Origin of the sequence: Candidatus Njordibacter sp. Uisw_056, assembly GCF_047730085.1 — a bacterium.
Taxonomy (GTDB): Bacteria; Pseudomonadota; Gammaproteobacteria; order Pseudomonadales; family Balneatricaceae; genus Njordibacter.
In genome coordinates this window covers 485,001-509,398 of the sequence record NZ_CP159830.1, presented here as the reverse complement: position 1 = coordinate 509,398, position 24,398 = coordinate 485,001, and the positions used below count along the sequence as shown (strand labels likewise).

General features: G+C 41.6%; 25 protein-coding genes and 2 rRNA genes (1 of these 27 only partly in view). 9 read left to right on the top strand and 18 right to left on the bottom strand.

Annotation, left to right across the window (positions count from 1 at the left end):
• Positions 1-13: 13 nt before the first annotated feature.
• Both purL and tadA read right to left on the bottom strand, forming a co-directional pair.
• The gene (gene purL / locus ABXT60_RS02505) at positions 14-3,910 is read right to left on the bottom strand and encodes a phosphoribosylformylglycinamidine synthase (RefSeq protein WP_443631199.1); all 3,897 of its coding nucleotides are present in this window, start codon (positions 3,908-3,910) and stop codon (positions 14-16) included.
• Between the two features lie 9 nt (positions 3,911-3,919).
• A complete protein-coding gene (gene tadA, locus ABXT60_RS02500) occupies positions 3,920-4,468 on the bottom strand; it encodes a tRNA adenosine(34) deaminase TadA (RefSeq protein ID WP_443631198.1) in 549 nt (182 codons plus the stop codon).
• 588 nt (positions 4,469-5,056) lie between these two features.
• Here tadA and ABXT60_RS02495 point away from each other — a divergent pair.
• Both ABXT60_RS02495 and ABXT60_RS02490 read left to right on the top strand, forming a co-directional pair.
• Entirely contained in the window at positions 5,057-5,275 is a 219-nt protein-coding gene (locus ABXT60_RS02495; RefSeq protein WP_443631197.1) for a helix-turn-helix domain-containing protein, read from the top strand.
• A 181-nt stretch (positions 5,276-5,456) separates the two neighbouring features.
• Positions 5,457-5,879: a hypothetical protein gene (locus ABXT60_RS02490; protein ID WP_443631196.1), complete on the top strand. Its 423-nt coding sequence runs from the start codon at positions 5,457-5,459 to the stop codon at positions 5,877-5,879.
• A 248-nt stretch (positions 5,880-6,127) separates the two neighbouring features.
• On the opposite strand, the gene ABXT60_RS02485 is transcribed toward ABXT60_RS02490, so the two are convergent.
• Both ABXT60_RS02485 and ABXT60_RS02480 read right to left on the bottom strand, forming a co-directional pair.
• Positions 6,128-6,514, bottom strand: a complete 387-nt coding sequence (locus ABXT60_RS02485) for a ribbon-helix-helix domain-containing protein (protein ID WP_443631195.1) — start codon at positions 6,512-6,514, stop codon at positions 6,128-6,130.
• A 25-nt stretch (positions 6,515-6,539) separates the two neighbouring features.
• The gene (locus tag ABXT60_RS02480) at positions 6,540-7,097 is read right to left on the bottom strand and encodes a DJ-1/PfpI family protein (protein WP_443631194.1); all 558 of its coding nucleotides are present in this window, start codon (positions 7,095-7,097) and stop codon (positions 6,540-6,542) included.
• A 392-nt stretch (positions 7,098-7,489) separates the two neighbouring features.
• Here ABXT60_RS02480 and ABXT60_RS02475 point away from each other — a divergent pair, with 392 nt between their 5' ends.
• Both ABXT60_RS02475 and ABXT60_RS02470 read left to right on the top strand, forming a co-directional pair.
• Positions 7,490-7,708: a helix-turn-helix domain-containing protein gene (locus ABXT60_RS02475; protein WP_443631193.1), complete on the top strand. Its 219-nt coding sequence runs from the start codon at positions 7,490-7,492 to the stop codon at positions 7,706-7,708.
• Between the two features lie 376 nt (positions 7,709-8,084).
• The gene (locus tag ABXT60_RS02470; protein WP_443631192.1) at positions 8,085-9,302 is read left to right on the top strand and encodes a saccharopine dehydrogenase family protein; all 1,218 of its coding nucleotides are present in this window, start codon (positions 8,085-8,087) and stop codon (positions 9,300-9,302) included.
• Between the two features lie 257 nt (positions 9,303-9,559).
• Here the strand turns inward: ABXT60_RS02470 and ABXT60_RS02465 are convergent, their stop codons facing one another.
• Positions 9,560-9,754: a hypothetical protein gene (locus ABXT60_RS02465; protein ID WP_443631191.1), complete on the bottom strand. Its 195-nt coding sequence runs from the start codon at positions 9,752-9,754 to the stop codon at positions 9,560-9,562.
• Positions 9,755-9,949: 195 nt separating this feature from the next.
• On the bottom strand, positions 9,950-10,513 hold the full coding sequence (locus tag ABXT60_RS02460) for a TetR/AcrR family transcriptional regulator (protein ID WP_443631190.1): 564 nt from the start codon (positions 10,511-10,513) through the stop codon (positions 9,950-9,952).
• 83 nt (positions 10,514-10,596) lie between these two features.
• Between ABXT60_RS02460 and ABXT60_RS02455 the strand changes: the two genes are divergently transcribed.
• Complete coding sequence (locus ABXT60_RS02455; RefSeq protein WP_443631189.1) at positions 10,597-11,022, top strand: DUF2141 domain-containing protein; 426 nt, start codon at positions 10,597-10,599, stop codon at positions 11,020-11,022.
• 2 nt (positions 11,023-11,024) lie between these two features.
• Positions 11,025-11,429 (top strand): DUF2306 domain-containing protein, encoded by a 405-nt coding sequence (locus tag ABXT60_RS02450; RefSeq protein ID WP_443631188.1) that lies wholly within the window; start codon positions 11,025-11,027, stop codon positions 11,427-11,429.
• A 211-nt stretch (positions 11,430-11,640) separates the two neighbouring features.
• Here ABXT60_RS02450 and ABXT60_RS02445 read toward each other — a convergent pair whose 3' ends face one another.
• From ABXT60_RS02445 to ABXT60_RS02415, 7 genes are all read right to left on the bottom strand, one after another.
• Positions 11,641-11,766, bottom strand: coding sequence for a tyrosine-type recombinase/integrase (locus tag ABXT60_RS02445; RefSeq protein WP_443632062.1), 126 nt, complete (start codon positions 11,764-11,766; stop codon positions 11,641-11,643).
• Positions 11,744-11,917: a hypothetical protein gene (locus ABXT60_RS02440; protein WP_443632117.1), complete on the bottom strand. Its 174-nt coding sequence runs from the start codon at positions 11,915-11,917 to the stop codon at positions 11,744-11,746. The genes ABXT60_RS02445 and ABXT60_RS02440 overlap by 23 nt, the downstream gene beginning before the upstream one ends.
• Positions 11,918-12,324: 407 nt before the next feature.
• On the bottom strand, positions 12,325-13,056 hold the full coding sequence (locus ABXT60_RS02435; protein ID WP_443631187.1) for an FkbM family methyltransferase: 732 nt from the start codon (positions 13,054-13,056) through the stop codon (positions 12,325-12,327).
• 2 nt (positions 13,057-13,058) lie between these two features.
• Positions 13,059-13,259, bottom strand: a complete 201-nt coding sequence (locus tag ABXT60_RS02430) for a hypothetical protein (protein WP_443631186.1) — start codon at positions 13,257-13,259, stop codon at positions 13,059-13,061.
• A 15-nt stretch (positions 13,260-13,274) separates the two neighbouring features.
• Positions 13,275-13,487, bottom strand: a complete 213-nt coding sequence (locus tag ABXT60_RS02425) for a hypothetical protein (RefSeq protein ID WP_443631185.1) — start codon at positions 13,485-13,487, stop codon at positions 13,275-13,277.
• A gap of 455 nt (positions 13,488-13,942) precedes the next feature.
• Positions 13,943-14,308: a hypothetical protein gene (locus ABXT60_RS02420; RefSeq protein WP_443631184.1), complete on the bottom strand. Its 366-nt coding sequence runs from the start codon at positions 14,306-14,308 to the stop codon at positions 13,943-13,945.
• A 103-nt stretch (positions 14,309-14,411) separates the two neighbouring features.
• On the bottom strand, positions 14,412-14,753 hold the full coding sequence (locus ABXT60_RS02415) for a DUF6626 family protein (protein ID WP_421848377.1): 342 nt from the start codon (positions 14,751-14,753) through the stop codon (positions 14,412-14,414).
• Positions 14,754-14,803: 50 nt separating this feature from the next.
• On the opposite strand from ABXT60_RS02415, the gene ABXT60_RS02410 reads away from it, so the two are divergent.
• Complete coding sequence (locus ABXT60_RS02410) at positions 14,804-15,304, top strand: hypothetical protein (RefSeq protein ID WP_443631183.1); 501 nt, start codon at positions 14,804-14,806, stop codon at positions 15,302-15,304.
• Between the two features lie 220 nt (positions 15,305-15,524).
• Positions 15,525-16,094, top strand: coding sequence for a tyrosine-type recombinase/integrase (locus tag ABXT60_RS02405; RefSeq protein ID WP_443631182.1), 570 nt, complete (start codon positions 15,525-15,527; stop codon positions 16,092-16,094).
• 132 nt (positions 16,095-16,226) lie between these two features.
• Here ABXT60_RS02405 and ABXT60_RS02400 read toward each other — a convergent pair whose 3' ends face one another.
• The 3 genes from ABXT60_RS02400 to guaB all read right to left on the bottom strand — a co-directional run bounded on the left by ABXT60_RS02400 (position 16,227) and on the right by guaB (position 20,798).
• A complete protein-coding gene (locus ABXT60_RS02400; RefSeq protein WP_443631181.1) occupies positions 16,227-17,507 on the bottom strand; it encodes a tyrosine-type recombinase/integrase in 1,281 nt (426 codons plus the stop codon).
• Positions 17,508-17,668: 161 nt separating this feature from the next.
• On the bottom strand, positions 17,669-19,243 hold the full coding sequence (guaA, locus tag ABXT60_RS02395) for a glutamine-hydrolyzing GMP synthase (protein WP_443631180.1): 1,575 nt from the start codon (positions 19,241-19,243) through the stop codon (positions 17,669-17,671).
• Between the two features lie 85 nt (positions 19,244-19,328).
• On the bottom strand, positions 19,329-20,798 hold the full coding sequence (guaB, locus tag ABXT60_RS02390) for an IMP dehydrogenase (RefSeq protein WP_443631179.1): 1,470 nt from the start codon (positions 20,796-20,798) through the stop codon (positions 19,329-19,331).
• Between the two features lie 153 nt (positions 20,799-20,951).
• Here guaB and xseA point away from each other — a divergent pair, with 153 nt between their 5' ends.
• On the top strand, positions 20,952-22,286 hold the full coding sequence (xseA, locus tag ABXT60_RS02385; protein ID WP_443631178.1) for an exodeoxyribonuclease VII large subunit: 1,335 nt from the start codon (positions 20,952-20,954) through the stop codon (positions 22,284-22,286).
• 98 nt (positions 22,287-22,384) lie between these two features.
• On the opposite strand, the gene rrf is transcribed toward xseA, so the two are convergent.
• Positions 22,385-22,500, bottom strand: a 5S ribosomal RNA gene (gene rrf, locus ABXT60_RS02380).
• Positions 22,501-22,692: 192 nt separating this feature from the next.
• Positions 22,693-24,398, bottom strand: a 23S ribosomal RNA gene (locus ABXT60_RS02375); it runs 1,183 nt beyond the window's last position.

Genomic DNA, 24,398 nt, shown 5'->3' with positions numbered 1-24,398 from the left:
CGCACTAGTCGCTCTAACCTACCCACACACGGGCATTGCGGAACATCCTCATCCACGGCCCATCTTCACCCCAAGCACTGTCTACTGACGAATTAGTGCAGCTACGATACACTCGCTCTGGGTGCGGCATCATGATGGTAACACGACCATTAGCCGCAGTTAGACCCGTGATACCATTGACTGAACCATTAGGGTTGTCGGGGTAGTTTTGCGTCACTTTTCCATACCCATCTACAAACCGCAGCGCTACTTTGCTTTCACAGGCTTGGCGTTGCTCATTAGTGGCAAATTCTGCGTGGCCTTCACCATGAGCGATGGCAATAGGCATGTGAGAGCCGACCATGCCCTGTAAAAAGATAGAGTCGTTCTCTTGCACCTGAACCAGTGCCGTTCTGCCTTCAAACTGCTCCGATTGGTTGCGTACAAAATGAGGCCAGTGATCACTACCAGGGATTAATTCGGATAAGTTAGATAACATCTGGCAGCCATTGCATACACCCAGAGCGAAGCTGTCTTCACGTTGAAAGAATTGACTAAGTTCCTGCCTTGCTAACGGGTTAAACAAAATGGACTTTGCCCAGCCCTCACCAGCGCCTAAAACGTCTCCATAAGAGAAACCGCCGCAGGCAACTAAACCTTTAAATTCACTCAGCGCACGGCGGCCTTCAAGAATGTCACTCATGTGCACATCAACACAGTCAAACCCTGCTTTAACAAAAGCTGCAGCCATTTCTAGCTGCCCGTTCACGCCTTGCTCTCGGAGTATGGCTACACGGGGACGTTGGCCACTAGCAATCAAGTCAGCGGCAATATTTTCCTCACTGTCAAAGGTAAGCACTGAGTTAATACCTGGATTATTAGCATCTAACAATGCATCGTACTCTTGTTGAGCACAATGTGCGTTATCCCGCATAGATTGCAGACGATAACTGGTTTGCGCCCATGCACGATGCACTTGTGTTCTTGAATCAACCAATACTTCTTCACCTTCTAGGGTGAAGCGAATTTGGTCGTCATTATTCAGGCTTCCAATCACGCGACTCTGCTCTGCTAAACCGCATGAGCTAAGCTGACGCAGGACCTCAGCACAGTCTTGGTTCTTCACTTGCAGGACTACACCAAGTTCTTCGTTAAATAGCCACGTCAACAAGTCATCAGCGTCGCTGATCATTTCTGCACATTCAATATCAATACCAACGTGCCCAGCTAAGGACATCTCCACTAAGGTGGTGTACACACCTCCATCAGAGCGGTCATGGTAGGCTAATAATAAGCCATCCTCGTTTAAGCCTTGCACTGCACTAAATAAGCCTAATAAATCTTCAGCATCGTCTAAATCGGGGGTAGTGTCACCTAACTGACTATAGACTTGGGCCAAGCATGAACCCCCTAAACGATTTTTCCCGTTGCCTAAATCTACCAAAATAAGTGAGGTTTCAAAGGCATCCGTAACTAATTGTGGTGTGAGTGTTTTGCGTACGTCAGCCACCGGTGCGAAACCCGTAATGACCAATGAAACTGGTGACGTGACACTCTTATCAATATCACCATCCTGCCATACTGTGCGCATGGACATGGAATCTTTACCTACTGGCACTGAAATCCCAAGCGCTGGGCATAGCTCCATTCCCACCGCTTTTACCGTGTCATATAAGATTGCATCTTCACCGGCGTAACCTGCTGGCGACATCCAGTTGGCAGACAGGCGTATATCACTCATCTGTTCAATTTGAGCACACGCCATGTTAGTAATGGTTTCACCAATGGCCATGCGACCCGAAGCTGGCCCATCGATTAACGCCAAGGGTGTGCGCTCACCCATCGCCATGGCTTCCCCCGTCGTGGAATCTAATGCTGTAGTGGTTACAGCACAATTGGCTACGGGTACTTGCCATGGGCCCACCATCTGCTCACGGGCTACCATGCCAGTAATAGAACGGTCACCTATGGTGATCAAAAAGCCTTTACTTGCTACTGTAGGCAAATTCAATATGCGCTCTGCTGCCTCACTTAATTCTATGTTAGACAGGTCTAGTGCTGGCAATTCAACTTCTTGACGTTTAACGTCGCGATGCATTTTAGGTGGTTTACCGAACAACACCGACATCGGTAGATCAACAGGCTGATCATCAAACTGTGTATCACTCAAAGATAAGTGATGTTCTTCTGTGGCTTCGCCAACAATTGCATAGGGGCAACGTTCTCGCGTACAAAGAGCAGTAAAGGTGTTCATATTTTCTGGTGCCACGGCCAACACATAACGTTCCTGCGCTTCGTTACACCAAATAGCAAGAGGAGACATTCCCGGCTCATCGTTGTTGATATCACGTATGTGAAACGCGCCACCACGGCCACCATCTTTAACTAACTCAGGAAAGGCATTGGATAATCCACCTGCCCCAACATCATGAATAAAACTAATGGGGTTATGGTCACCCATCTGCCAGCAGCGGTCGATCACTTCCTGACAGCGACGTTCTAGCTCTGGGTTATCTCTTTGCACTGAAGCAAAGTCTAAGCTTTCAGCACTAGCGCCAGAGTCCATAGAGGATGCAGCACCGCCACCCAAGCCAATTTGCATAGCTGGGCCTCCTAAGCAGATCAACTTATCACCTACGCCTACTTCACCTTTTTCTACATGGTTGGCGCGAATATTGCCCATGCCACCGGCAATCATAATAGGTTTATGATAACCGCGAACTTCTGGCCCATTGACACCTTTAACTTGGGCTTCGTAAGTGCGGAAATAACCATTGAGCGCAGGGCGACCAAATTCATTATTAAAAGAAGCCCCACCAATAGGCCCTTCCAACATAATATCTAAAGCAGAAACAATACGGGCTGGTTTGCCATAATCCACTTCCCAAACCTGTTCAAAACCTGGAATGCGCAAGTTGGATACACTATACCCTGTAAGGCCAGCCTTAGGCTTAGAACCTTTTCCTGTTGCACCTTCGTCACGAATCTCTCCACCAGAGCCTGTAGCTGCTCCAGCGAATGGGGCAATGGCCGTAGGATGATTGTGAGTTTCTACCTTCATCAATAAATGAATATCCTCTTGGTGGTAAGCGTATTGCTGGTCTTCTGGTTGTGGGAAGAAGCGACCTGCTTTGTGGCCTTTAATAACTGACGCATTGTCTATGTAGGCAGACAATACACCATCACCATTGAGTTCATTGGTGTTCTTAATCATTTTGAATAATGACAAGCTTTGATCTTCACCATCGATAGACCAGCTAGCGTTGAATATTTTATGGCGACAGTGCTCCGAGTTTGCTTGGGCAAACATCATCAGTTCCACGTCTGTAGGATTGCGGCCTATCTCAACAAAAGCGTCGACAAGGTAGTCAATTTCATCATCAGCCAGAGCCATACCTAAATTAATATTAGCAGTAACCAGCGCATCACGACCTCCTTGAAGAACATCGATTCGTTCCAGAGGGACGGGTTCAGTTTGCACAAACAAAGCTTGTGCCTGATCCAGTGAAGTTAACGTTTGCTCTACCATGCGATCATGCAATATTGTGGCGGCCAGCGCGTATTCTATAGCCGACATAGGGTCAGTGGCTGTGAGATAAAAAGCTGTACCACGTTCAATGCGCTTTACCTGCTTTAAGCCACAGTTATGGGCAATGTCTGTTGCCTTGCTAGACCAGGGTGAAATGGTGCCTAAGCGGGGAATCACCAACACCAGATTATCACTCACATTTTGGACGGCCACATTGGGACCATAACGCAACACTTTATCGAGCTTATCTGCATCAGCATGGGCCAAGTCACCATCTACCAATACAAAGTGCATAAACTCGGCATAGACCGTTTTAATACTTGGCAATTCGCTTTGTAGGCGAGAAAGTAGGCGCTGGTTACGGAAGTTGGACAAGGCTGGTGCGCCGCGAAGAGTTAACATGGTAGGCCTCTAAAGAACTGCATCTTTGGGTTGATCTATAATGGAATTAGAACCAGCTTCAGCGGTTTTGTTAGCTTTATGATACAAGCGTCGCTGTTTAAAAAAACTGCTCAGCATGGCACTAGATTCATCAGCCATAATGCCTGATTCAACCTGTACTATGTGATTATAATGGGCAAGGGACAGCAACTGTAATTGACTCACAACAGCGCCAGCCTTGGGTTCAGTAGCGGCGTAAATAAGCCGCTGAATACGCGCATGAATAATAGCACCCACACACATAGTGCAGGGTTCTAATGTAACGTAGAGATTGCAACCACTAAGGCGATAATTGCCAATAACTTGGGCTGCTTGGCGCAAAGCTATGATCTCGGCATGTGCACAAGGGTCGTGTGCACTAATAGTTTGATTATACCCCTTGCCAATAATTTCACCTTCATGCACTACCAAGGCTCCAACAGGCACTTCACCTATTTGTGCAGCTTGGGCTGCAAGCTCTATAGCCTGCGCCATGAAGTCTTGGTCTGAAAAGGTTACGTTATGAGTATTAGCCTGCATTATTGAGTCTCAATAGATTCCAAAAGCACTTCACTGCTACTCAGCTTTAAAATTTATACAAAACGTTGATTTATATGTATTTATTTTAAATTTATACTAAGTTGGTCGAAACATATAAAACCTTAACCACTCTGAGCAAACTGAGATTGATATGATGAGTTTGACAATAAAAATGGTGTGCAGATTCTAACATAATGGGTGAGCAAAGTTTGTAATTACACTGGAATAAAATGACCTTAGGCTAAGCGTAGGCTTAAACTAGTTTATAAAGTGATGTGATTTAGAAATTCCAAGAGCAACAAGGCAAAAACGCCAAACTTGGGCAGGAAGTTAGGTGAGTTGCAGCCAAAAAAAAGTGCATGCATCTATTGCCTTTAATAATAATGGGAACACTTCCTAATTTTATCTAAAATAACCATCTTTCTTCAATAAAGTTATCAAAATTCAGCATAATGTTATTATCTAAATCAAGGCTGCGCCATAAAAATTGAGCCTTTTACATAAAAAAACCGCCTATAACCAGTGTATAGTAAAATCTAATACGTATAAGATTAACAAAATATATGAGTTTATTCCAAGGAAGGGCGAGTGAATTTATCGGAAAGGTTTGGCGGAAGAGTTCGCGAAGCGAGAAAGGCTTTAAACTTTTCACAAGAAGAGCTTGCAAGTATATCCGGTGTAAATAGGTCCCACATGGGTGAAATTGAAAGAGGGCAAACAAGTCCAACTTTGATAACGATTGACCGTATTGCTACAGCGCTTAATTGCTCAATAGCCCAATTAATGGATGATAATCCAAGTCATTAACCATCTGGCCTCAGGGGTATTGATGCTACCGAAGGTACTCCTAGATATGCATTTAAACAGCACTCTAGGCTGTAATATATAGCTGCTTATATCAATTTCCAACTCAGTTACTAATCTGTTGCCAACATAATAATAAAAAGGACACTTTAAATATGCTACATACTTTGTTAGGTACATTGCCATGAACACATTAATTAGTAGCGAAAAAAAAGAACTATTAAATCTTCTATATAAACAACTAGAAACCCTTAAAGAAGATGTAGACCTTGATAGCTTAACCATTGAGTCTGTGGAAGCAGATTTATATTTAACCTGCGGGGTTGGAATTAAGGACGAAAAGAAAACCATCTATGGCAATGAACTTGGTAAGTCAACGTTGAGTATGGTTTATGCCACTAATATTAAAGCAATAAGCCCTAGCGATCCTATGCATCATATTCTCATGGGTTGTTGTGTAGCTGAAAGTTACTGGAGTAATTTATCCTTTGTAACTGATGTGGTAAACAGTGACTTGAGCGACAAAGAATTACTGGATGGCTTTAAACGCGGATTAAAGTTAAGGCATATGGCACAACAATCGCCGAGATGCTGGGAACAACACTAGATTCAGGCCTTGGCGCCTAGGAACATAGCGCAAGGTAGGCCAAAACACGTAATTAGCATCAAGTAATATCTTATAATGTTTTTCACACACACTACTAAGTCATTTAGAAGTGCCATAAGCCAAAACCTGCCCAATATAACACTTGCCAGACACGGACATACACCGGTCCTGCATTAACTTTAAATCTAGATCACTACGGCTTGGATCCCTAAAGAGGACGGGGCCACCACAACCTTTATTAGGCGTAGTTAATTCAAGCGCCGATAAGGCAATAATTGCTGTCGCTGTTTATTGCGCAGCCCTTCTTGTTGTATGAGGTGTTTGGCGTCAACACCGGATAGAGGCACTTCTAATTGACGCGAGAGATCACCATCGGCGATAAGGGACAGGTAACGTGAACAGCAGACCCTTAAAAAAGACGTAAAGTTACCCGTATCATGGCCAGCATCGAGAGACTCAAGGTACAACTTGGTAATTGATTCGTTCACGGTCATATGGTCACGAAATGACAGCTCTTCCAATATGTTCCAAAAAAATACTTCTAAACGAATGGACGTTACCATTCCTTGAATGCGCAATGATTTAGTTTTACTACTCCATAAATCACTATTAGCATTAATAAACAATTCACACATATGAGCCTCTCTGCATTACCTCAGCCTATAACAATGCCACAAATTGCCTTAACATGGCAGGGTGAGCAGGCCATGCAGGTGCAGTAACTAGCTGTCCATCGGTGATCGCACCGTCCATAGGCAGCACCACATACTCAGCACCCGCCATTTCTACTTCGGGTTGGCAAGCAGGGTAGGCTGACACTTTTTTGCCTTTAATAATACCGGCAGTAGCCAGTAGTTGGGCTCCATGACAAATAGATGCGATGGGTTTATCATTATCAGCAAAGTGTTGCACCATCTCCAGCACTTGGGCGTTTAACCGCAAATACTCGGGCGCCCGCCCCCCTGGCACATAAAGGGCATCGTAATCTGCCACGTTAACAGCTGAAAAAGATGCGTTAAGACCAAAGTTGTGCCCACGTTTTTCAGTATAGGTTTGGTCACCTTCGAAGTCATGTATTGATGTCGCAATGGTCTCCCCCGCTTGCTTATCTGGACATACTGCATGCACTTCATGGCCCATGGCTATGAGCGCTTGAAAAGGCACCATGTTTTCATAATCTTCAACAAAGTCACCGGTAATCATTAGTACTTTTGACATTTTTTCCCTCACTATTTTTATTAATATGATTACAAGCTAGGTCAGTTTTTGTAGTTAATTTAGCTTGCTGTTAGATTACAACATAAGGCAATTACGACTAGGTACTATAATAATACTACAAATTAATACTTTCATTATCTGTCAGAAACCCAAAAGGTCGCTCTGCTATAGTCAATATATAGGGCTTCGTCTAAACAAATCGCAACTTAAAAAATAGAAAAACGCTCAGTTATTATATGAAAAAAGTAAAATGTTTAGATTCTTGAAACATAAAAGTATATGAATTATTGATATATTTATTTAATTTGATAATAGTGGCTATAAGCAGTGTATTAACAACCGCTTTTGATACAAGATTAAGCAAGTTTACAGGCAGGGAGCCTCAATCAATTATGTCAATTACAGAACACTTTGGTAAGACGGTTAGGGAACGCCGAAAAGAACTTAAAATGTCACAGGAAGATCTCGCACATGTGGCGGGAATCAACCGATCACATATTGGGCAAATCGAGCGAGGCTTAAAAAGCGCAAGCTTGACTACTATTGGCCGTATCGCTAAGGCACTTAATTGCTCGCCCGCTCTATTATTAGATTGCCCCGCGCCAGATTGAATAGGTCTGTCAAAAAAGAGCAGGCCTACTCACTTGAAACTAGTTCGTACCCTTTAATTTACGTTAATGCCACTTAAACTCAATCCAGCGCAAGTATATTGATATGAAAAGCTCAAAGGCTAAAGTGTGAAGCGTAATAAGTGAACTACTTACATAGTTAAACTGAATTAATTGGCCGTTATAAAGAGCTTAATCAGGCTTAAAAAGTGTAAGCTTGTCCACTATTGGCCGTTATAACTTCTTGAAGACTGGTTCCCAAGAAATACTTTCATTAATTACTTAAGTTCATTTAAACAACGGTTATGTTCTTAAAATGTGATGCAGTTAACGTAGTACATTCTATTGTATTCCCACGCACTAAAGTCAGGCCTCAGTTATGTTGACAGAACCTTTAGTATTAATCGTCTATGGAGCGACTGGGTTTACGGGGCAGTTGGTCGCCGCTTACCTAGACGCCCACCCCGAACTCCGTGGCAAACCTTGGGCTATTGCTGGCCGCACTCAAAGCAAGCTTGCCAAACTGTCTGCCAAACTCGGGGGTAGACCCGAGACTATCTGCGTTGACCTCGAGGACACCGACGCAGTGATCACGATGGTGTCCCGTGCCACAGTGATTCTCAATTGCGCTGGACCCTACTCTGTCAATAACGGGGCTGCCCTTTTGGGTGCATGTGCTCAATTAGGCGTTCACTACTCAGACCTCGCCGGCGAAGGATTCTGGCAGGCCGAAATGATCGAGGCATTTCATGACATCGCAATAGGTTCTGGGGCGAAGGTGATTTTGGGCGGTGGTGTGGATTCAATACCCTCCGACCTTGGTGCCTTAATGGCCGCAGAGGCACTGCCCAGTGCCCCGAATGAGAGTGTGCAGCTTCGCGGCGTTTATACTCGCTACACGGGTTCGTTTTCTGGAGGCACCTTAAACTCTGGCAAGGCAACCGGGTCGGCCAAAAAGTCTGGCCGCTACACGGATATGATGGAAGCAAATCCCTATATCCTAGCACCGGGAGTCATAGGGGTAGAAACCAAAACACCTAGAACAGCCGATGGCATGGCCCCAGACTTCAAGTGGACTTTTGATTCGACCTACGGTGCCGTTTCGAAGTTTTTTATGGCTCCCATCAACGCCAGAGTCGTACGACGCAGCCTCACGCTGCGCAACGAACATCAAAATATATCATATAGCGAGTGCGCAGCTGTAGGGATGTGGTTGCGCATAGCAGCAATGTGGGTGAGTCGAGGGTTTGGCTATTTCCTGGGCGAACCTATCAAGTTCAAACCCAAATCTGGAGAAGGTCCGCCTTCCTGGTTACTTCGTGATGGAGGCTTCGAGATGGAAGTGACCGCAAGAACAAACAAGAAAGTCGCACGCACGCGGATCGTTGGACAAGGCGATCCTGGCTACGGCGCAACTTCCAAAATGTTGGCCGAGCTCGGTCTCTGCCTAGCACACGATGACCACAGTAAGTCATTCCACCGAGCCGGCGTGCTGACTCCTTCCACTGGTTTAGGACATGTTCTGGTGTTGCGCCTGTCGCACGCTCAAGACGGGGGCTTCATGCAGTTTCATACAACACCCCCGAAGGCGAATTGATCATTACGACGCTAGATGAGTTGGGCTTGCTGCACTGATACTGCGTTCTTGTGTTATCCACCACTAGAGCCACGTGGACGCAAGAAGAAGGTGTATCTAATGAAATGAACAATATCCGCAATCATATATTGCTCTTAAAAAAACGCGGTCACTTCTTTAATAGTTTAGCCTGACATTCCTACGCCCACTGAATAGTTTCTACGCTGACAGCAATTGATATAGTTTATTTTTAGACTAGGTAATTTCGTTTGTAACTTTTAGGCGAAGTGTTGTTCGTAATAATTTTCACGCTCAGGCTTCAACATTCCTGCAGTATCATTCACAAACTTATTTCTGTCGTCTCTGGTTTTAAAAACCCAAATACATACAGTGTCCTTGCTGTGATAAATAGCTTTAAGTTCATCGTCAATATCACAAATATTTTGAGGTATATCTACCTGAATACAATACATTTATATTTATTCCCACTCAATAGTGACGATTTCTGAAACCCTTATGCCACATAGCTTTGAGGGTAACTGAAAAGGTGTGTGTTGTGACTGTGTTGTAAACAGGTTATTTTCAATTTGTTCCCTTCCATCATTATCAATAACTTACCAGGTTCTAACTACACAGTGTGTAGTCCTCTAATGAGTTCGTAGTTGCCTTCAACTAAAAGTTGTCATCTCCAAATACTCTTCTAAGTGATTCTCAATCCATTCGAGAGTTTCAGTTTGTTTTCCCTGCCATTTCGATTGTCTCAAAATTCCAACTATCCCACGAACAGATGCCCAAATATTGACTGCTTTTATCATGACATTTTTATCTGACTCATCAGGCATAAAAGATTTCAGTCCTTCGACTATCCCACCAAAGGATGTCTCGGATAGAGCTTTTAAATCAGGATAAAGAGAAAAATCTAATTCCGTATTCCCAAACATCAAATCGTAAATATGCGGATAGTCCAATCCAAATCTTATGTAATGAGCTCCGTAACTTGAAAAATTATTGGCTAAATCTTTCATGCCTTCATTTAGAATTTGGAAACCTCTTCGCATCAACTCTGCTTTAAGATCATTTTTGTTTTTGAAATGTCTATAAAAGGCAGTATTTGAAACTCCAGCTTTTTGAGCAACCCTTCGCATATTAACTTTTTGCCAAGACTCTGCGACACAAATTTCCCATGCGATTTCAACAAGTTGCTCTTTCAGACTTTCTTTGTGATATCCCATATAAAATTATGTTTACTTAGTAAACATTTTTCTGTATTGTTGATGTTAACTTAGCAAACATAATAACAAAGTTTTTAAGTATAATGATTAAATATTTTAGTTTCCTTTCATTTATTTTGTGTTCTTTTCATTTAAGTGCAGCCACCTTGGACGTTGAAATCCAAGGCGTCACCGAAGGAGGCGTACTTCATTTGGCAATCTATAATTCTAAGGAAGTTTTCGAATCAGATCGAGGTGACAAACCCGGTTCACAGCCTGGAATAGAGGCAGGTGTTGTAGAAAAAATTGGCAAAGGCACTTATAAAGGTTCTTTTGAGATCCCTCCTGACACCTACGCAATTGGGGTATATATTGACGAAAATGAAAATGAGAAGCTTGATACTAACTTTTTAGGAATACCTAAAGAACAATATGGATTCTCTAATAATGCTAAGGCTTTCGGTATTCCTAAATTTGAAGCTGCATCCTTTGTCATTGATACATATAAAAAAATTCAAATAGACTTATAACCATGACAATAATATACGTACATGCTTTTTTTGCGTTAGCAGCAGTCCCAGTTGGTTTATATATTTTCTTCAAAAAAAAGGGAACTAAGCAGCATAGATTCATTGGACGCGTTTGGGTTTCTTTTTTGTTGATCGTCTCTTTTACAGCGTTATTCATTACTTCACCAATGACGGACACAGTGTTTAATCCTCGGTTTTATTCTTGGATACACCTCCTAATTCCTTTCACAGTTGGCAACTTAATTTATTCGGTTTGGAGCATTCGGCAATTCAAGAAAACGAAGTTGGAAAAACATAAAAATGCACATATTTATTCAATGGTAGGAGTATATATTGGAGCACTTCTAGTTGCTGGTGCATTCACCTTAATGCCCGGCAGAATGTTTCATGAAATTATATTTGGATAACAGACTAGCTCAAATGTTAAAGCCTAATAGTAACTGCACTAGTTTGTAACTACGAAATTTAGATAAATCAATGCTTTAAGAGTACTAGGGGATCTTGGTAAGACACGAAACGTATTCATCAATTTCCAAAAACACTTATATCTCGAGAATGTGAGCTAAAAGCTTAAAGAACAATTACAGCATTTTTCAGCTTGTGGTCTGAGACATCAATCTATCTCTGTGTTGTCACCATACTGCTATGACGAGCTAATTTCTGTATTACCCTTGTCGAGATAACCTTCTCGCTCAGATTAGTGATAAACGAACGTCTACCGCTATGACTGCTGACGTTGGGTATGTTGGCTAATTGATAGAGCTGCCTGAACAGATTCTGTATCCATTGTGATGAAAACCCACATACATACAGTGTCCTTGCTGTGATAAATAGCTTTAAGTTCATCGTCGATATCACAAATATTTTGAGGTATATCTACCTGAATACAATACATTTACCTTCATTCCCACTCAATAGTATCTTCCTTGTAATCCATTGTTTTAAATAACTTTTAAAAAGGGTATGTAAGTATTTTGTAAGTCGATATACTAAAACTTATAAATTCTGTTTTGAAAAAAACTATTATAATTCAATAGTAATTTTAAAAAAGGTTACATACTTTGCAAGTAATTTGTAATTTCAAAATCAAACATTTTAACGTTCTAATGGCCCTTGTGCATTACCACTAATATACTAAAATAGTGACACATTTAATTATGATCTTTTTTATATTATTCATAATTTTTAACAACTGTATTGTATAAATTTCTAAAAAATAGAAACTGACCTCTGCGTAAATTTTGAAAATCAGTTGCCTAAAAGCGTTAGTGAAAAGTTAGTTAGTAGATTTCAAAATAAGCATTAAACACATTTAAAGAGATAGTCATGTGATGAAAACTGCTTTTCTAATACATATCCGCGTTCTATCAAAAAATCTTCCACACGCTTCAAATTTCTAACTTCGATAAGCATATATTTAAATGAAAACTTTTCAAAATTTATTCCTTTTAAAACTTCCAATTCAGCTCCTTCAACATCAAGTGACAGAAAGTCTATCACTTTAGGCGCCTCAGCCTTTTCTAACAAAGAATTTAGAGTTTTGGCGACTGCACCAAAAGCAAATACCGTCTCTGTTTCTTTTAGGTGTGCTTTGCTACTCTCCAAATGCGCTTCTTTATCCTCTATATCCAACGCCAAATTTTCTGATATTGACATAAGGTTTGCGTATTTAATATCAACATACTTATCTTCGTAATCAAAACCCACACAAGCATTGCAAAAGATTCGATTTTTATTGCTTCTTTGCTCTCTACATAAAAGAAAATTATGGGGTGATGGTTCTACAAGAACCCCTTTCCAATTTCTATTTAATTCAAAGTAAAGTGAGTTGGATTGGTTGACTCCATCATTGGCACCTAATTCAACATAAAAACCATTATCATAATCAACATACTTTTCCAATTGCTTGTCGAGTTCATTAATCGAGTGGTAGCCACCTCTAAAGTTCTTCAGTAGATAGTTTTTTCTCCTTACTAAACTTGAAAATGCAAAACCAAAAATCATCATAAGCACTTTTTTTATAAAATTTTTCATATCTAGTTTTTCAAACTACTGTTTAAGCTATTTTCGCCAATCAATTGCTTCATTGCTTTACCACGCAAATCGCCTTTTGTCACCTTAAAGTCTAATATCAACTTTTTAACATCTACTACTGCTTTTTTCTTGTTTTCTTTAATTGCATCTTCTTTCTTCTTTTGTAACTCTGCAATTTGCTTGTCTATTTCACTAATATCCATTGTCTTCTCCTTTGTTTAACCAAACTTACCTTCAACAACATTGATTATAGCATCTATTGCTGTCTTCTTTTTACGAGTAACAGCAACCGATATTTTTCTATGCTCATATGCTTCATCTGTTGTTCTACTTCCAACTTTCAAACCAACAACCTTTGCTAATTTGTAGTTTGATACTTTCTCTCCATCACTCTCTGCAAGTAATATTTGTTCATACACATCAAAAGCCATCTTAGATGTTTCAACTTTTAGAGAAAATTGACAAAGGGTTACAAAGTTGAAGTCACGTTATCTGCTTTAATGCTACACATAATATAAAACAATATGTTGATAGAATGGAGCAAATAATTACACAACATAGTTTGCCAATGTTGAAAGACAAAACGCTTGTAGAGATAGCAAGTAATAATAATGGAGATTGGAGAAGTATGTGTTCTACACTACAGCAAGCGTGTAGTAAGTTCATTCCTCCAACTAAACCAAAGTTACAATTAGTAAGTTCTAAGTAACTAGAATAAAAAGACAGCACTACAAGTTAGTGCTGTTTTTTTGTGTAAAGTATTTAAGCCTGGCATCACTATACCTTTCAGTCATTCAGTCAAACATATAATGACAAGCGTATAGAAGTGTACTGTTTTGACGGATAAAGCCACACTAAGCAAATAGACAACGTTAATTATATAACGCTATATACTAGCTTGTGGCTTAATTGATTGTACTGCTATCTGCTTTGCTAACAATTCGTCTTTTGGATTACTAATCGTTTGTTGCTTTGTATCGCTTGTATTCTTTGTTTTAGATTGTGGAATAGGCAGTGGAGTAACAGAAGGAAAAGCTTTTAACTTAGCATTGCTTTTCTTTTTAACACTTGCCTTTGCTTTCTTATGATTTGGTTGCAGACTTTTAGACACACGTAAAGTTATTCTGTCACTCAAGTCGCTAACAGCAGTAGTCAACATATTCATATCATCTAACGTACTTTCTAATGGAGCATCAAAACTTTGTTGCTTTACCAAGTCTATTAACTTTCTCATTTCATCTTTGTAATTCATCTTCATCCTTTATTAGGGGGGTTGTAAAATCACCAACCAACTTCTGTAAGTACTCCACCCTATAAATCCGCACAGCAAATTTTTGTGAGTACAAATACCCTTTTCAGTGTACAGTTGTGTTTACCTTTTCGTTTACAGTATTCATCCATTTTGACTTACTTGTGCTGTAAATAACATTATCTAAATTTTGTGAAAGATTAGAGAAGTTGTCAGCAAGTAGCTTACTTTCGTTATCTTCTTTTGCTTCTAACAATCGACTGTAGTGCTTTAGCTTACTACTGCAGATAGCAATAGTTTGTGTTGAAGGTTGACGCTTATGAAAACGCAAACAACGAAAGTAGCTTTCGCTTCTGTTTAACCAATCTCTATAAAATTCAGTTTGTGTAGCTACAATACCAATACTGTTTAGTAGTTCATATGTTTCATCAAAAACCGTTTTCATCATAATATATTTCTCCGTTGCTAAATAACATTAACGCTTAAAGGAAACGCTCAATGTTATTTAGTCCAACACACAACACACAGCTTACTAAACGAGAGATGTACATCAATGCTGTTGGAGATTGGCAAAGGAGGCAAAGGTTTACACTTTTTGGAACTGCAACTTTTGAATATAAGAATACATTTAGAAAGGAAGAAGTAATAAAAACATGCAGTTACTTTTTGAATGCTTTAGATAGAAAACTATACACACATAAAGAAGTGTTAAGTGGAAATAGAATTGAAAGGTTTGTTTACATAGAAGGGGGTAAAGACAGAGATAACTTACATATGCATTATTTTTGTAAAGGAGAAACATTAAAAGAGACACATAACATTATTAAGCATGCTAATTTCTTATGGAACGAAAAAGTACACAAGGCAAATAACATGAAAATATTAATAAACGAAATAGGCGAAGATAGAAGTACATATGGTATGAAGGAGTTTTGGCAGATGGATGACGATAATTTAGTTGTACAGCTATGCCATCTAAAACAAAGTAAATCATTTTAATAAGTGGCTATGCTCGAAATTTAAAATGTTGTTTTAGTAATTGTGCATCAATTTGATGTGCAAGTTCTTCTTATATGTAATGTTTAGAAATACACAATACTAAACATTATGAAGTAACCAATTGAAACTATTGAAGATATACAACTACTGATAAAAGGTAGGAATAACTAATGTTTGAAAATATACTTATGTAAATGAAAACTAAACATTAGAGGCTGAAATGAAACAAGCAAAAGTACTTACACAAAAAGAACTTAAGAAGGTATTAGACTACATAGATGCATTTGATAGACACGCAGAACGCAATAGAGCAATGCTACTACTTACACACTTATGTGGTTGTAGGGTTTCTGAAGTAGCTAGTTTAAAGCTTTCTGATGTAGTTAACGACAAAGATGAAGTTAATGACATTATATTTTTAAGTGCAGAACAAACGAAAGGAAGTGATAGCAGACGAGTATTTGTTAACACTAAAGCTAAATCAGCTATCAAACGCTATCTGCAAAGCAATATAAGCGTCTACAACAGCGTTTACTTGTTTACTACGCAAAAGAGTAAGCGTTTTGATGCTAACACGCTACAACAGCTATTAAAGCGTTTATACGCACGTTGCAGTATTGTTGGAGCAAGTAGTCACAGCGGAAGACGCAGTTTTATTACTAAGCTTGCTACAAGTGGAGTAAGTGTTCGTGTTATTGCTGAGTTAGCATCACACAAAAGCATACAAACTACACAGAGGTATATCGACATAAATGATGAGTTGTGTGGTAATGCTGTAGAACTTATATGAAGCAGTCAAAACACAAGTTATCAAAAGAACTGAAAAGAGCTGAAAGACATAAAGAGTGGTTAGGTAAGAATTTACCAAAGTCTAAGCAAGTAAGAGAAAATCAAAAGCAGATATTAGAGTTATATACTGCTATTAAATGTGATTACCAATCGGTATAACTTTACCATCTTTACGTATAAAGTCAGCTGTAGCAGTTGTCATCATCATCTCATCTGTCAAATGAAAATACGTCTGCTCAATTTGCTTAATGCTTGTTCCACACATGTAAGCAACATCGCTAAACCTACATCCACTTTGTATTCTGTTTGTAATCATAAAGTGTCTTATGCTGTATGGTACAAGCTCTTTTTGTCTCTCTAAACTAATATCTGTTAGCAAAAGTATTCTTCTAAAGTGTTTATGCAATGTTGAATTAGGAAAAACATCAATACCATCTCTACTAAACACTAATCCGCTATCGTTAGTTCCATACTTTTTAACTAAGCTTCTCCATCTCTCAATATAGTAACCACCTCTGCAATAAAGTCGTCTTGCTTTACGTACTTTACTCGTTTGTGCTTCAACAAAAACGTTTGCTAACAAATCTTCATTAGTATTGCTTGTTTCATCTTGTCTAAAAGTATCAACATTATACCAACTCAATTGCTTCAACTCGCCACTTCTTAATCCACTATTCGCCGCAAATAAGAAGTAATGCCTAACAAGCTCTCTTTCAAAGTATTCTTCATCTGTCAGCTTCAATTTTACTTTTGCACAGTAACTACGCATTGCTGTTGTAAAAGATTGCCATTCTTTATATTCGAATGTTTGTCTTCTTATTCCTTCGCCACTCTTATCGTATTTTTTTCTATCAAATTTTGGTAAATGAAAACGTGCAATATAACTCGCTTTTCTAATGCTGTATAAGTAATTCATACACGCATTTATTGTACTCATTTCATTAGAAATGGTACTTGGAGAGGCATTTTGTGCGAGACGGAAATGTAAGTAAGTTGTTTCTTTTCCATTACGTTCATAATAGACAAGGGTATTATCACTCAAGTTTGTTACTTTATCATCTTTGCGTACATACTCTAAAAAGTGTTTTAGATGTGTTTTGATTGTATCAAGTCTACCTTTAACAATACCAACATTACCTAAACCAACTTCTTTACTTCGTGCTTCAATATACTGCTCAACACCTTCTTTAATGCTAATTCCAAAGTGCTTAATACCACTTTTTTGTTTATGTGCTACTTCAATATATAACTCTTCGCCTCGTTCAATCGCCAATGTCTTTTCTTTAGTCTTAAGCGATTTACGTACGTATTTGTTTTCATTAGCAAGCCAAAGCCTAAACTGCCACATACCAAACTTGTTGGTATATATGGTTGCTTTATTGCCTAATATTTTTGTTTCGTTATCTTCTGCCATTTGCCTATTATGTGTAATAGTACACAGAGTTTGTAAGTTTGTTTGTAAGTTATAACAAGTAAACTCAACAAAATCAATAACTATAATCTTTTGTATGTAAGTAGTTTGTAAGTATTATTTTCATAAAAACTGTTTATAAACAATTACTTAAGTTTTAGACACTACTCCCACTCAATAGTGGCAGGCGGTTTACTGGAAACATCATAGGCAACACGGGAGATACCAGAAATTTCATTAATGATTCTGCCAGACACTTTTTCTAATAGTTCGTAAGGCAAGTGAGCCCAACGAGCCGTCATAAAGTCCACAGTTTCCACAGCCCTTAAGCTCACTACCCATTCATAACGACGGCCATCACCCACCACACCAACAGACTTAACGGGTAGGAAGACCACAAAAGCTTGGCTGGTTTTGTGGTACCAGCCAGAAGCATGTAACTCTTCCATAAAGATAGCATCCGCCAAACGCAGGATGTCGGCATATTCTTCTTTCACTTCCCCTAAAATACGCACACCAAGGCCTGGCCCTGGGAACGGATGGCGATAAACCATGTCATAAGGCAAGCCTAACTCTAGGCCAATTTTACGAACTTCATCTTTAAATAGTTCGCGTAATGGCTCAACTAATTCAAAGGCCATGTCATCTGGTAAGCCACCCACGTTGTGATGAGATTTAATCACATGGGCTTTACCTGTTTCGGCAGCAGCAGATTCTATAACATCTGGGTAAATAGTCCCTTGAGCGAGCCACTTAACATTAGTGATTTTAGTGGCTTCTTTATCAAATACATCAATGAAGGTATTGCCAATTACTTTACGCTTAGCTTCTGGGTCTGATACACCTTTAAGATTACCTAAGAATAATTCTTGTGCATTAGACCGAATCACACGCACGCCCATGTTATCAGCAAACATTTTCATTACTTGGTCGCCTTCATTAAGGCGCAACAAACCATTGTCTACAAACACACAAACTAGCTGATCACCAATGGCTTTATGCAATAAAGCCGCAACAACAGAGGAATCTACACCACCAGAGAGGCCAAGTAATACTGTATCTGAGCCTACTTTTTCACGCACTGTAGCAATAGCATCGTCAATAATATTACTCGCTGTCCATAGGCCTTCACAATGGCATATGTGACTAACAAAACGTTCTAAAATAGCCCCTCCTTGTTTCGTGTGGGTGACTTCTGGGTGGAACTGTAGTCCATATAAACGCCTTGCTTCGTTGCTCATACCCGCAATTGGCGCACTTTCTGTAGAAGCCATGCAGGTAAAGTTTTCAGGCATCTGAGTCACTTTATCACCGTGGCTCATCCATACATTAAGGCTGCATATATCAGCGTCAACTTCGTCATGAATACCGTTAAGCAAAGCGCCTGCTGTTTCTACTTGAACACCGGCATAACCAAACTCACGTTCATTAGATGCACTTACTTTGCCACCCAACTGCTCAGCCATGGTTTGCATTCCGTAACATATACCAAGCACAGGAACATCCATCTGAAATATAATTTCTGGCGCTCGAGGACTACCCGCTTCAGTTACAGATTCTGGGCCGCCAGCAAGAATAATACCTTTGGGTGCAAAATCACGGATTGCTTGGTCTTTCATATCATAGGCGCGAATTTCGCAATAAACGCCAATTTCTCTTACACGACGTGCTATTAATTGCGTGTATTGTGAACCAAAATCCAAGATGAGAATCCGTTGTGCGTGGATATCCTGCATCATGTGTAACTCCGTGAGTGGGTTGTAGCGCGTATTAAGCATCTACAACTAAATTTATAAAAGAAGTACGCCAATAATTTAACGCCGTTTACTTGGCCCGATAATTAGGTGCTTCTTTGGTAATGGTTACGTCGTGCACATGGCTTTCGCTCATACCCGCACTGGTAATTCGGGTGAAAATAGGGATGGTGCGCATTTGTTCCATATCGCTGCAGCCGGTATAACCCATACTAGCGCGCAAGCCGCCCATCATTTGATGTACGATAGCTGCCATTGGTCCCTTACACGCAACGCGCCCTTCAATACCTTCTGGTACTAGCTTTTCTACACCAGCGTCAGTACTTTGAAAATAACGGTCACTAGAACCTTGGCTTTGCCCCATAGCACCGATGGAACCCATGCCACGATAAGCTTTATAAGCCCGGCCTTGGTATAGCTCTACCTCTCCTGGTGCCTCATCAGTACCAGCCAGCAAACTACCTGCCATAACCACACTTGCACCAGCAGCGATGGCTTTTGCCAAGTCGCCCGAATAACGCACACCACCATCGGCTATCACTGGAATGCCCCGCGGAGTCATTGCAGCCGCCACATTAGCTACTGCAGTGATTTGAGGAACACCGATGCCAGCAACAATTCGTGTGGTGCAGATTGAGCCAGGGCCAATACCTACTTTAACACCATCTGCTCCTGCGTCTGCCAAAGCTTCAGCGGCAGCAGCAGTAGCAATATTGCCACCAACAACTTGTACTTGTGGGAAGTTAGTCTTAATCCAACGAACCCGTTCAATCACTCCAGCTGAATGACCATGTGCGGTATCAACGATAATTAAATCGACACCTGCATCCACTAATGCTTTCACACGATCTTCAGTCTCAGGCCCAGTACCCACAGCTGCGCCCACCCGTAAACTGCCTTGGGCATCTTTACAAGCATTGGGATAAGCTTTGGCACGATACATGTCTTTAACCGTCATCATGCCTTGTAAGGTGAAATCGTCACCTACTACCAATACACGTTCAATGCGATGTTTACGCAATAAGTTACGCACTGTGTCCTGATCTACACCAGGCTCGACGGTTACCAAATTTTCTTTAGTGGTCATTATGGTATCTACACGAGCTTCAACATGGTTTTCAAAACGCATATCACGACTTGTTACAATACCCACTAATTGGCCATTATCAACCACAGGGAACCCAGAAAATCCTGTTTGAACAGCTAAGCTCTGCAGTTCACCTACCGTCATGTTAGATGAGCAAGTTACTGGGTCCTGAACTACGCCACTCTCGTGCTTTTTTACACGACGTACTTGATCAGCTTGGTCTGCCACAGTAAGGTTTTTGTGAACAATACCAATTCCACCTTCTTGGGCTATAGCAATAGCTAAACGCGCTTCGGTCACAGTGTCCATAGCAGCAGAAGCAAGGGGTATATTCAAGGGTAAATCGCGTGCAATGCGGGTTTGCAGCTGAACATCTTTTGGCAGCACCTCCGAATAACCAGGCACTAAGAGTACGTCATCAAATGTGAGTGCTTCTTCGGCAAGTCGTAACATAGGGGGCGTCCTTTTTTAGATGGTGAAAGGAAACGGTACATTATACCGGAACACAGCCCCTTTTGACCACTAATAGCGCTTCATTTAGCTACTCTTTTATACATTGATTTAGTGTATGATTTAGCTTGTTTTTATACACCTGAGCAGCTACTTATGACAGACACACCACGCATTTGGCAAGTGAGCGAGCTTAACCATGCTGCTAGAAACTTGTTAGAAACACGCTTTGGCATTGTTACTGTGAGCGGTGAAATATCTGGCTTTACAAGGGCACGTTCAGGTCACTGGTATTTCCGTCTAAAAGATATGGACGGGCAGGTGAGCTGCGCCATGTTTCGTAATAGAAACCTATATTGCTCATTTGAACCCAAAGAAGGTGATTTGATCCATTTTAAAGCCAAGGTTAGCCTGTATCCAGACCGAGGAGATTACCAGCTCATTGGCGAACAAATGCAGCTTGCAGGTAGTGGTAATCTGCAGCAGGCATTTTTGGCACTGAAACAAAAGCTCCTCGACGAGGGGCTTTTTAATGAGCAGCACAAGCGATCCATTCCAGCGCATTGCCAACGGGTAGCGGTGATTAGCTCTGCTAATGGGGCTGCGATACATGACTTTTTAAAGGTTTTACAACAGCGCATGCCAAGCTTAGCAGTAGACCTGCTGCCAGTAACTGTTCAGGGACACAGTGCGGCTGTGGAGAGCGCCAAAGCGATTGAGTTGTGTAATCTAATGGGCCAACATGACGTGATTATACTTACCCGCGGTGGTGGTTCTATTGAGGACCTCTGGAGCTATAATGATGAGTTCCTTGCCCGCACTATATATGCAAGCCAAATACCTACGGTGAGTGCAATAGGCCATGAGACCGATTTTACCATTGCAGACTTTGTTGCGGATTGCCGCATGCCCACACCCTCAGCTGCTGCTGAGCTGGTCAGCCAAGATCAGTCTGAATTAGTATACAAAGTGCAACAACTGGAGCGCCAATTAAAGCAACAATGGCAAAAACAGGTGCAGAACCAACACCTTAACCTGTCTCGTCTTCGTGCACTATTGCAACATCCAGGACAAAAGCTTAACGATCAAAGCCAACGTCTCGATCACCTGCAAGTGAGACTGGAGCAAGCCTCCCTGAAACAACTTCAAGCGAAGAAGTTCTTCTATGATCAACAATACAGTAAGCTGATTAGCCTCAACCCAAACTTTCGTATTGAAGCTCACTCTAAAAATGTAACACAACTGAAACAACGCCTAAAAATTGGCCAACACTCTGGTCTGCAAAGACGTTCACAAAAATTCATCGGCCTGGCTGCCCAGCTTAATCAATTAAGCCCACTGCACACATTATCGCGCGGATATAGCGTCACACAGAACATGCAGGCACAGGTGATTACTAAAATAGAACAAATTGAAGCTAAGCAAGCATTGAAAATTACTCTGTTGGATGGCCATGCCCAAGTTATTGTCGACAAGGTGTCGCAAAGGTAGTTAGGCACAGAGGAAGACGCATAATTATTTACCTTCTACGCGCAATAAAAAACCCCTAGTCTGATTAAGGCTAGGGGTTTTTTAGTACTGAATGAGGTGCTTGGCGATGACCTACTCTCACATGGGGAAACCCCACACTACCATCGGCGCTAAAACGTTTCACTTCTGAGTTCGGAATGGGGTCAGGTGGTTCCATCTCGCTATGGTCGCCAAGCAATAAAAAGGTGAATGAAGATCGTTAAATCGCCATCCTTGAATTTGTGATATGTCTTCGTTTAGGTATTACACAACTTGCGCTTACCGAGGGCTTACCCATCGTACTTCTATCGTAAACTTAATTGTTTGTACTTCATACTCACACACTCTCATGCGTTCATATTAGCTTGTACAACGCTTTTGGCGTTATATGGTCAAGCCTCACGAGCAATTAGTATTGGTTAGCTCAACACGTTACCGCGCTTACACACCCAACCTATCAACGTCCTAGTCTTGAACGGCTCTTTAGGGAGTTAAACTCCTGTGAGATCTCATCTTGAAGGGGGCTTCCCGCTTAGATGCTTTCAGCGGTTATCCTGTCCGAACGTAGCTACCCGGCAATGCCACTGGCGTGACAACCGGAACACCAGAGGTTCGTTCACTCCGGTCCTCTCGTACTAGGAGCAACTCTTCTCAAATCTCAAACGTCCACGGCAGATAGGGACCGAACTGTCTCACGACGTTCTAAACCCAGCTCGCGTACCACTTTAAATGGCGAACAGCCATACCCTTGGGACCGGCTTCAGCCCCAGGATGTGATGAGCCGACATCGAGGTGCCAAACACCGCCGTCGATGTGAACTCTTGGGCGGTATCAGCCTGTTATCCCCGGAGTACCTTTTATCCGTTGAGCGATGGCCCTTCCATTCAGAACCACCGGATCACTATGACCTACTTTCGTATCTGCTCGACGCGTCTGTCTCGCAGTTAAGCATGCTTATGCCATTGCACTAACCTCATGATTTCCGACCATGATTAGCATACCTTCGTGCTCCTCCGTTACTCTTTGGGAGGAGACCGCCCCAGTCAAACTACCCACCACACAGTGTCCTCGATCCGGATTACGGACCTGAGTTAGAACCTCAAACATACCAGGGTGGTATTTCAAGTTTGGCTCCACGATGACTAGCGTCACCGCTTCAAAGCCTCCCACCTATCCTACACAAATAGGTTCAAAGTTCACTGTGAAGCTATAGTAAAGGTTCACGGGGTCTTTCCGTCTAGCCGCGGATACACTGCATCTTAACAGCGATTTCAATTTCACTGAGTCTCGGGTGGAGACAGTGTGGCCGTCGTTACGCCATTCGTGCAGGTCGGAACTTACCCGACAAGGAATTTCGCTACCTTAGGACCGTTATAGTTACGGCCGCCGTTTACCGGGGCTTCGATCAAAAGCTTCGCTTGCGCTAACCTCATCAATTAACCTTCCGGCACCGGGCAGGCGTCACACCGTATACGTCCACTTTCGTGTTTGCACAGTGCTGTGTTTTTAATAAACAGTCGCAGCCACCTGGTATCTTCGGCCGCCATCAGCTTAAGGAGCAAGTCCCATCACCAACAGCGGCGTACCTTCTCCCGAAGTTACGGTACCATTTTGCCTAGTTCCTTCACCCGAGTTCTCTCAAGCGCCTTGGTATTCTCTACCTGACCACCTGTGTCGGTTTGGGGTACGGTCACTCAATATCTGATGCTTAGAAGCTTTTCCTGGAAGCATGGCATCAACCACTTCAGTCCTAATGGACCTCGTCATCACGCCTCAGCCTTAAAGAATCCCGGATTTTCCTAAGATTCAAGCCTACACGCTTAAACGCGGACAACCAACGCCGCGCTGGACTAGCCTTCTCCGTCCCTCCTTCGCAATATTGAGTGGTGCAGGAATATTAACCTGCTTTCCATCGACTACGCTCTTCAGCCTCGCCTTAGGTGCCGACTCACCCTACCCTGATTAGCATTGGATAGGAAACCTTGGTCTTCCGGCGGGGGAGCTTTTCACTCCCCTTATCGTTACTCATGTCAGCATTCGCACTTCTGATACCTCCAGGATGCCTCTCAGCTTTCCCTTCAACGGCCTACAGAA